The organism is Corallococcus llansteffanensis, assembly GCF_003612055.1.
Taxonomy (GTDB): Bacteria; Myxococcota; Myxococcia; order Myxococcales; family Myxococcaceae; genus Corallococcus; species Corallococcus llansteffanensis.
This window is the reverse complement of record NZ_RAWB01000448.1, coordinates 1-8225: the sequence shown is the minus strand read 5'-3', so window position 1 is coordinate 8225 and position 8225 is coordinate 1. Positions and strand designations below refer to the sequence as shown.

Annotated in this window: 7 protein-coding genes; 3 read left to right on the top strand and 4 right to left on the bottom strand. The window is 71.7% G+C overall.

Annotated features, from left to right (window positions below):
- Window positions 1–66: 66 nt before the first annotated feature.
- On the bottom strand, window positions 67–1461 hold the full coding sequence (locus D7V93_RS31470) for a protease inhibitor I42 family protein (protein ID WP_120646902.1): 1395 nt from the start codon (window positions 1459–1461) through the stop codon (window positions 67–69).
- A gap of 197 nt (window positions 1462–1658) precedes the next feature.
- Between D7V93_RS31470 and D7V93_RS31465 the strand changes: the two genes are divergently transcribed.
- The 3 genes from D7V93_RS31465 to D7V93_RS31455 all read left to right on the top strand — a co-directional run bounded on the left by D7V93_RS31465 (window position 1659) and on the right by D7V93_RS31455 (window position 4528).
- Window positions 1659–2888: a molybdopterin molybdotransferase MoeA gene (locus tag D7V93_RS31465; RefSeq protein WP_120646901.1), complete on the top strand. Its 1230-nt coding sequence runs from the start codon at window positions 1659–1661 to the stop codon at window positions 2886–2888.
- A gap of 124 nt (window positions 2889–3012) precedes the next feature.
- Window positions 3013–3687, top strand: a complete 675-nt coding sequence (gene ribA / locus D7V93_RS31460) for a GTP cyclohydrolase II (protein WP_120646900.1) — start codon at window positions 3013–3015, stop codon at window positions 3685–3687.
- Window positions 3688–3721: 34 nt separating this feature from the next.
- Window positions 3722–4528, top strand: coding sequence for an MBL fold metallo-hydrolase (locus D7V93_RS31455; protein ID WP_120646899.1), 807 nt, complete (start codon window positions 3722–3724; stop codon window positions 4526–4528).
- Here D7V93_RS31455 and lipB read toward each other — a convergent pair.
- From lipB to D7V93_RS31440, 3 genes are all read right to left on the bottom strand, one after another.
- Window positions 4518–5621 carry a lipoyl(octanoyl) transferase LipB gene (gene lipB, locus D7V93_RS31450; RefSeq protein ID WP_120646898.1) on the bottom strand — a complete coding sequence of 368 codons (1104 nt, stop codon included), beginning with the start codon at window positions 5619–5621 and terminating at the stop codon, window positions 4518–4520. The genes D7V93_RS31455 and lipB overlap by 11 nt on opposite strands.
- Entirely contained in the window at window positions 5618–7162 is a 1545-nt protein-coding gene (locus D7V93_RS31445; protein ID WP_120646897.1) for a ClpX C4-type zinc finger protein, read from the bottom strand. Before D7V93_RS31445 ends, lipB begins: the two co-directional genes overlap by 4 nt.
- Window positions 7163–7259: 97 nt before the next feature.
- A partial coding sequence (locus D7V93_RS31440) for a dihydrolipoamide acetyltransferase family protein (RefSeq protein WP_147451432.1) occupies window positions 7260–8225 on the bottom strand: 966 nt, incomplete at its 5' end.

Here is an 8225-nt window from a genome sequence, read left to right as displayed (position 1 = left end):
CCCCTGGCCCCATTCGCCCTCCCCGGCTGACCTTGCGGTCCAGGGAGGGCCCGGGCGGCCAGACCCTCAGGGTCTGACCGTGACGTTGATCTTGAAGGAGCGCTCCACCACACCCGGCGTGAACGCCTTGGCGAGGAAGAACTCCATCTCGAAGGAGCCGGGGTTGCGGGGTGTGAAGAAGAACTCGCGGGTGGCCGGGCCGCCGTTGGGACCCGGCTCGAAGTTGGCCTCGCGCAGACCCACGCGCTTGGCCAGCGTGGGCTCGATGGCCCAGGTGGCGCCGGGCTGCTCCTGCAGGCGCACGGTGAGGCCGTGGTTGAGCTTCACGTCCACGGACGTGGGCACCTCACCCTCGATGTGCACGAGCTCCATCTCGTCGCGCGACACCGAGCGCGCCTCGGACGGACGCGGCTCCACGTTCTCCGCCGTGATGCGACCGCCCCAGCCGGACGACTTGTCCACCACGCCCGTCACCTGGAGCGTCTGCCCCACGTACTTGCGCAGGCTCTTGACCGCCGCCTTGCCTTCGATGGCGAACGACACCTGCTGGCGCGTGCCCCCGTTGGACACGACGAGCACGAAGTCGTCACCCATCATCTCCAGGTTGCCCCGGATGCTGGCGAAGCCCTTGATGCCCGCGCCCATGCCGGCGGCGACGGCCATGGAGACCTCGCCGGGCGACAGGTAGCGCAGCTTGGGCTCGGAGTCGGTGGGCGGCGGCGCGACCTCCTCCACTTCCGGCTTCTTGGCGGAGTACTTGCGCACCTCCACCACGCCGCTGTGGTTGGTCGTCTTGCGGATCATCCCGCTCACGGAGACCTTGTGGTCCACGTACGCCGGGAGGACCTCTTGATCCGGCCCCTGGAGCAGGAACGTCAGCTCGCGCTTGTCCCGACCCACGACCACCAGGTGGGGCAGCTCGCCGCTGAGGATGAGCCGCCCCTTGAGGCTGCCCTCTCCCATCACGCCGCGGCCCTCGCCGGCGGTCAGCAGCTGCTCCATCTCACGCTTGGTGAGCGGCTCGCCCACGGGGGGGAGCTTCGTCGCGCGCGGGCGCGGCTTCTCCACGGGAGGACCGGAGGGCACGGCCTGGGCCTTGGAGCCCGCCTTGCCTCCTGCCTTCTTCCCGGCCGCGGCAGGCACGGCCTTGGAAGCGGGAGCCGCCGCGGGCGAGGCCTTGCCGGCCTTCGCGGGAGCGGCAGCGGGTGGAGCTGCCTTGGCCCCCTTCGCCGCCTTGGCCGCGGCGGGGACCTTCTCCGCCACCGCCTTCTTCACCGCCGCGACCTTTCCCTTCGCCCCCTCGGCCACGGCCTTGACGACCTTCGTCGCGGCCGTCGCCACCTTCTTCGAGGCGTTCCTGATCAGATCCAGGCGGGCCGCGTTGTCCTTCTTCGCGGCAGGCTTCGCACCGGCTTTTGCAGCGGGAGTCGGCTTCTTCGCCCCGGACTTGGGCTTGGCCATCGACGCTGTCTCCTTGAAAATTTCCCGTGTGCTATCAACGGGTTGGCGGGACGCCCCTGCTGTTGGACGCGAGCCTCGCGATCACGGTTGCTTGTAACGGTGATCAGTTGGGCTGTCAAACTAACACTTGATTTTCTCTCGGACTTTGGTTGCGAAAACGTCCCTGGGGGACCCTTCGCGCCGCTATAGATCCGGGCATGAGTGACGCTCCCGCATTGCTGCCCGTGGAGGAGGCCCGCGCGCGGATCCTCGGGCTGTGCACGCCGCTGCCCCCGGAGTGGGTGCCCATGGACGACGCCCTGGGTCGTGCGCTGGCGGAGGACGTCCTGGCCCGGCGCACCCTGCCCCCCTGGGACAACTCCGCGATGGACGGCTACGCGGTGCGCACGGCGGATCTCCTGGGCCCGCTGCCCATCCGGCTCACCGTCGGGGAGACGGTGTTCGCGGGGAAGCTGCCCGTCCGGGAGGTCGTCCCCGGCACCTGCGCGCGGATCATGACCGGGGCGCCCCTGCCCTCCGGCGCGGACGCGGTGGTGATGCGCGAGCGCACCCGCCCCGTTCCCGAGGCTCCGGACACCGTGGACATCCTGGAGGCGCCGGGCCCGGGCCAGTTCATCCGCCCCCGGGGCGAGGACGCGCGCGAGGGCGACGTGCTGTTGCGGCGGGGCACCCCGCTGGGCATCCCGGAGCTGGGCCTGCTGTGGGCGCAGGGGATGGCGTCCGTGCCGGTGCCCCGGAGGCCCCGCGTGGCGGTGCTGTCCACCGGCGATGAGCTGTGCCGCGTGGACGAGCCCCCCGGAGGCCGCATCGTGGACACCAACGCCCCCGCGCTGGCCCTGGCGGTGCGGCGCGCGGGCGGTGTGCCCACGCTCCTGGGCATCGCGCGGGATACGCCCGAGGCCGTCCGGGAGGCCCTGGCGCGCGCGGACGGCTTCGACGTGGTCCTCACCAGCGCCGGCGTGTCCGTGGGCGACCACGACTTCGTGAAGGACGCCCTGGAGGCCCTGGGCGTCGCGCAGCACTTCTGGCGCGTGGCCATCAAGCCCGGCAAGCCACTGGTGGTGGGACAGCGCGGCGCCGCCCTCTTCCTGGGCCTGCCCGGCAACCCCACCTCGTCGCTGGTGACCTTCGAGCTGTTCGTCCGCCCCGCCCTGCGCCGCCTCCTGGGCCTGGAGGACGTGGAGCCCGCTCGGGTTTCGGGACGCCTGGAAGGCCGGCTGTCGAAGGCGCCAGGGCTTGCCCACTTCGTGCGGGTGATGGCCACCTGGCGGGCGGGCGAGCTGTGGGCGAAGCCCCTCGGGACGCAAACGTCGGGTGCCTTGCGTTCAGCGTCGGCAGCCACGCACCTGCTGCACTTCCCCCGGGAGCACAGCAGCCTGACTGATGGCTCCCATGTCGAGCTGATCCCCCTGTCGTGGGTGGCCTGAGAAACGAAGAGCCCAGGTCCCACGTCCAACTTATGGCCGCTGTCCCCTCTAGAAGGGGAGTGCCACCTTGACTTGCATCCGGGGGGGCGAGAAAAACCGCCCCTCCACTGGGAGACGACCCACCATGTCCGACAAGCGCCCACCCCAGGTCCTGCCGACCCGAAAGCCGACCCAGCACCTGGAGCGGTACTCGGAGGCGGACGTGCCCACGGCCCGTGGCGTGCTGAGGACCATCGTGTTCCGCGACAAGCGCAACGGGCGCGAGCACGTGGCGCTGGTGGTGGGTGAGCCGGCGGGGCTGGAGGGGGTGCCAGTGCGCATCCACTCCGAGTGCCTGACGAGCGAAGTCTTTGGCAGCCTCAAGTGCGACTGCCGCGAGCAGCTGGACCGGGCCATGGACTTCGTCACGCAGAACGGCCTGGGCGTGGTGCTCTACCTGCGCCAGGAGGGCCGGGGTATCGGCCTGGGCAACAAGATCAAGGCCTATGCCCTCCAGTCCAAGGGGTTGGACACCTACGAGGCCAACCGGCAGCTCGGCTTCGCGGATGATTTGCGCTCCTATGACGTCGCGGCGGAGATGTTGCGCTCGCTGGACGTACACTCGGTGGACCTGATCACCAACAACCCGCTGAAGATCGCCGGGCTGGTGGAGGAAGGTGTGGCGGTGCGACGCCGAATCCCTTCCCGGACCGAGCACAATCCGCATAACGTCGACTATTTGAAGACGAAGCGCGAGCGTACGGGGCACCTGATTGAGCTCTTCGCGGAGGACGACGACACAGAAGCCAAGGCCGGCTAGGCGCCCGGCCCGGCGGAGCACCTCGCGCTTCGAGGTGCGTTTCTGGGGGGTGCGCGGCTCCATCCCCTCGCCCGGTCCCCAGACGAAGCGCTACGGCGGCAACACGCCGTGCGTGGAGGTCCGCTGCGGGGACGAGCTGCTGATTTTCGACCTGGGCTCGGGTGCGAGGGGCCTGGGGGATGCGCTGGCGGCGACGCGCAAGCCCGTCAAGGCGTCCATCTTCATCTCGCACTACCACTACGACCACCTGCAGGGCCTGCCGTTCTTCGGGCCGATGTTCTCCCCCGCGAACGACGTGACGCTGTACGGGTCGCCCCGGGACGGGAAGTCGCTGAAGCAGATCCTCGCCGGGCAGATGGTGCCCCCGTACTTCCCGGTGACGGCGGAGGACGTGTTCCGCACGCGCCTGGCGTACCGGGACGTCATCGTGGGCGAGGACATCCCGGTGGGCGACGCCACGGTGCGCACGCTGGAGCTGAACCACCCGGGCGGCAACGTGGGCTACCGGGTGGACTTCGGTGGGCGCTCGCTGGTGTACGCGACGGACGTGGAGCACGGCACCGCGCTGGACAAGGGCCTGTTCGACTTCGCGCGCGGCGCGGACGCACTCATCTACGACTCCATGTACACGGAGGACGAGTACCGGGGCCGCACGGGCTGGGGTCACTCCACCTGGGAGGCGGCGGTGCGCGCGGCGGACGCCAGCGACGTGAAGCAGCTGGTGCTCTTCCACCATGATCCGGGCCGCGACGACGCGGCCATGGACAAGCTGGTGCGGCAGGTGCGCAAGCAGCGCCCGGAGGCCATCGCCGCGAAGGAGGCGATGGTGCTCAAGCTGTAGTCGGCGGGCTCGGACGTCGCTGCCGGAACGCCCTATCCACCGTCTCGCGCAGGCCCCGGAAGGGCAGCCGCCGCAGGGCGGTGGGCACGTCCACCCACTCGAAGGCATCGTGCTCCGGGCCCAGGCGCACCCCGGCCTCGGGCGCGACGTGCACCGCGAAGCCGTGCTCCTCCACCAGCTTTGGCGGCAGCGCGTCCCCCAGCGCGAACGCGTGGCGGTAGGCCAGGTCCACGGGCTCGGTGTGCAGGCCCGTCTCCTCCGCGACCTCGCGGCGCGCGGCGTCGGCGGGGGACTCTCCCGGCTCCAGACGGCCGGTGACGGTCTGCCAGAAGCCGCCGCGCTCCGGCGTCCTGCGCAAGAGCAGCACGCGCGCCTCCGGGCCCTGCCCCCGCACCACGGCGACGCTCACCGTGCGCAGGGCCACCGCGCCGTCCACGCGCCGGGCGTCGAACACCTGGCTGAACTCGCGCGCGAGCGCCTCCTCCACGTCCGGCACGGGCACGGCGTGGCCCAGCTCGCGCTGCATGGACGTGACGCCCGCCTCGCGGATGCCGCACGGGACGATGAGCTGGAAGTGCTCCAGGCGGGTGTTCACGTTGAGCGCGAAGCCGTGCGTGGTGAGCCACTTCGACAGGTGCACGCCGATGGCGCCAATCTTCCGCGCGTCCGGTGAGCCCTCCTGCCCCAGCCACACGCCCGGCCACTTCGGGATGGGCGCGGCCGTGAGGCCGAAGCCCGCGAGCGCCTGGATGAGGCCGCGCTCCACGTCGCGCACGTAGCGGCGCACGTCCTGGCGCTCCGGCGGCAGCAGGAGGATGGGGTAGCCCACCACCTGTCCCGGCCCGTGGTAGGTGACGTCGCCGCCGCGGTTGGTGTCGAAGACCTCCACGCCCTCTTCCGCGAGGCGCGCATCCGACGCGGTGATGTTCTCGCGCTTCGCCGCGCGGCCCAGCGTCAGGACGGGCGGGTGCTCCAGCAGCAGCAGCGTGTCCCCGACGAGCCCCTGCATGCGGGCCTCGCCGAAGAGGTGCATCAGCTTCAGCCCGTCCTCGTACTCCACCCGGCCCAGGCGGAAGACGGTGAGCGTGTTCATGGCGTCCCCTTCCGCCCCCCTCGGGTGGGCGCGGCGGGCGTCTGCGCGGACTCCAGGCTCCAGGTGCCGGCGTACACGCGCGACAGCAGCGCGCGCAGCTCATGCCCCGCGCGAGGCGAGCGGACCGCCTCGGCCGCGAAGGCGCCCAGCACCTCCTCCGACAGCGACACCACCGGACGGCGGAGCGCCAGGGAGCGCCGCGCCACCTCCACCAGCTCCGGCACCGTCGGACGGCGCACCGGCAACAGCACCTGCACGCGCTCCAGCAGCGACACCGGGATGGAGCCCTGCACCGCTTCCGTCAGCCCCGCCGTGGTGGGGACGGGCAGGCTGCCGCCCTCCCCTCGCACCCACAGCCCCAGCGACGACACCGCGCCGCGCGCGCTCATCACCACCGCGCGCTCCGGGTGGCTCGCGATGAACGCGACCAGCGCCGCCTGCGCGCCGGGCTCCAGCCGGTCCACGTCCTCGACCAGGAGGGGCGCCGTGCCCGCCGTGGACTCCAGGAGCTCCACCGACGTGAGCACGCCCTGGCCCCGCCGCTCCAGCGCCTGGAGGAAGATGCTCTTGCCGCAGCCCTCCGGCCCCACGAGGAGCATGCAGCGCGCGCCCGCCTGAAGCGTGCGCTCCAGCAGCGTCCGCACCTCGTCGTGGCCCACCATCTCCACGCCCGCGGCGGGCTCGTGTGCCTCCACCGGCTTGCGCACGGGGGGCGGGACGACGTCGCCCAGGAGCCCCTGGGATTCGCCCAGGCAGCCCTTGCAGATGAACGCGCCCGCCGGGCCCGCCACCAGGTCCCCCACCTCTCCGCGAGGCCGGCAGCAGAACGAACACCAGGCGTCCAGCGCGGGATCCGCACGCGTGGGACCACGCTCGATGAGGCGCTTCTCCCGGCGGCGGCCGCGCTCCGGCGCGGAGGGCGCTGGCCCCTCGTCCTCTTCCAGCGGGCGCAGCAGCCCTCCAGGAACGATGACATCGTCGCTGTCGTCGTCGGCATCCTCGGGCTCGGGCTCGGACCGGGGCGCCGCTTCGCTCGCGGGAGCGTGCGGCGGGCCTCCGGCTGCCGGCGACGGGCTTCCGGCACCGACCGCCGCGATCCGCTGGGCAAGCCGTGGCAGCCCCGCCGCTTCGGTGGACACCTTCACCCCGGGCGCGACGGCATCATGGCGACCGGAGGGATGCAGCACCGCGGGGTCGTCCGCCCCGGGGTCGGACAGAGGGGGCAGGTCCCCCTGCGCCCCGGCTTCGGCCTTGTCGTTGAACGCCGCGGACACGGCGTCGCTCCAGGGCTGTGACGACAGCGAGCGGAACCCGACAGCGTCCTTGCCCGCCGCCATCGCCGCGGCGAAGGCGGGGCTCACGTCCGGCGACCGGCTCTTGAGCTGGCGCGCCTGCCGCAGGAGCTGCGAGGCGCGCGAGGTGTGCCCGGACTTCTGGTAGAGCGCCGCGGCCTGCTCCAGGCAGTCCGCCGCGCGCGTCATGTCTCCCTGAAGCTCGGCGGCCTGGGCGGCGCGGATCAATTCACGGGGATTGTCGGCCATCGCGGGTGCCCGCCTCAGCTTCTCTTTTCCGGAAGACCCCCCGCGCCCACCGCCCCCCGGAGTCAGGGCGGTCGGGCGTGCACCGCGACGCGAGTCCTCACGCCATCGCGAGGAACAACAGGTCCGGTGCCTCCAGGTACTTGATGACCTCGTAGACGAAGCTCGCCGCCACGTCACCGTCGATGACACGGTGATCGCACGAGAGCGACAGGTTCATCATGTCGCGGATGACCACCTGGTCGTTCTTCACCGCCGGGCGCTTCTTCAGCTTGTGAACGCCCATGATGCCCACCTCGGGGTGGTTGAGGATGGGCGTGGCGAACAGGCCGCCGCTCTGCCCCAGCGAGGTGATGGTGAAGGTGCCGCCCGTCAGCTCCTCCATCTTCAGCTTGCGCTCGCGCGCGGCGGTGCTCAGGCGGGAGATCTCCTTCGCCAGCTCCCCCAGCGTGAGCTGATCCGCGTTGCGCACCACCGCCACCGTGAGGCCGTCCGGCGTGGCCACCGCGATGCCGATGTTGTACTCGCCGCGCACCACCAGCTCCTGCGACGCCTCGTCGAAGTTGGCGTTGAGGTGCGGGAACTTCTTCATCGCCGCGATCGTCGCCTTCACGATGAACGGCAGGTACGTGAGCTTCGTGCCGTCACCGGCCGCCGCGAGCTGGCTGTTGAGCCGCGTGCGCAGGGCCACCATGTCCGTGGCGTCCACCTCCTCCACGAACGCGAAGTGCGGCATCGTGAACTTCGAGCGCACCATCTTCTCGGCGATCTTCTTGCGCAGCCCGCGCAGCGCGATGCGCTCGTCGCCCCGCCCCGTGGAGAGCGGCACCGCCGGACGCGTGGCCTGCGGCGCGGGGGCCGTGACCTCGTTCTTCTTCGGCGCGCCGTTGCCCTCCAGCGCCGCCACCACGTCCGCCTTCGTCACCCGCCCCTGGGGACCGCTGCCGGAGATGTCCGCCAGGTCCAGGCCGTGCTCGCGCGCCATGCGGCGCGTGACGGGCGTGGCCAGCACTTTGGTGCCCTGCGCCTGGGCCTGGGCCGCGACGGCCTGGGGCTGGGCGGCGGG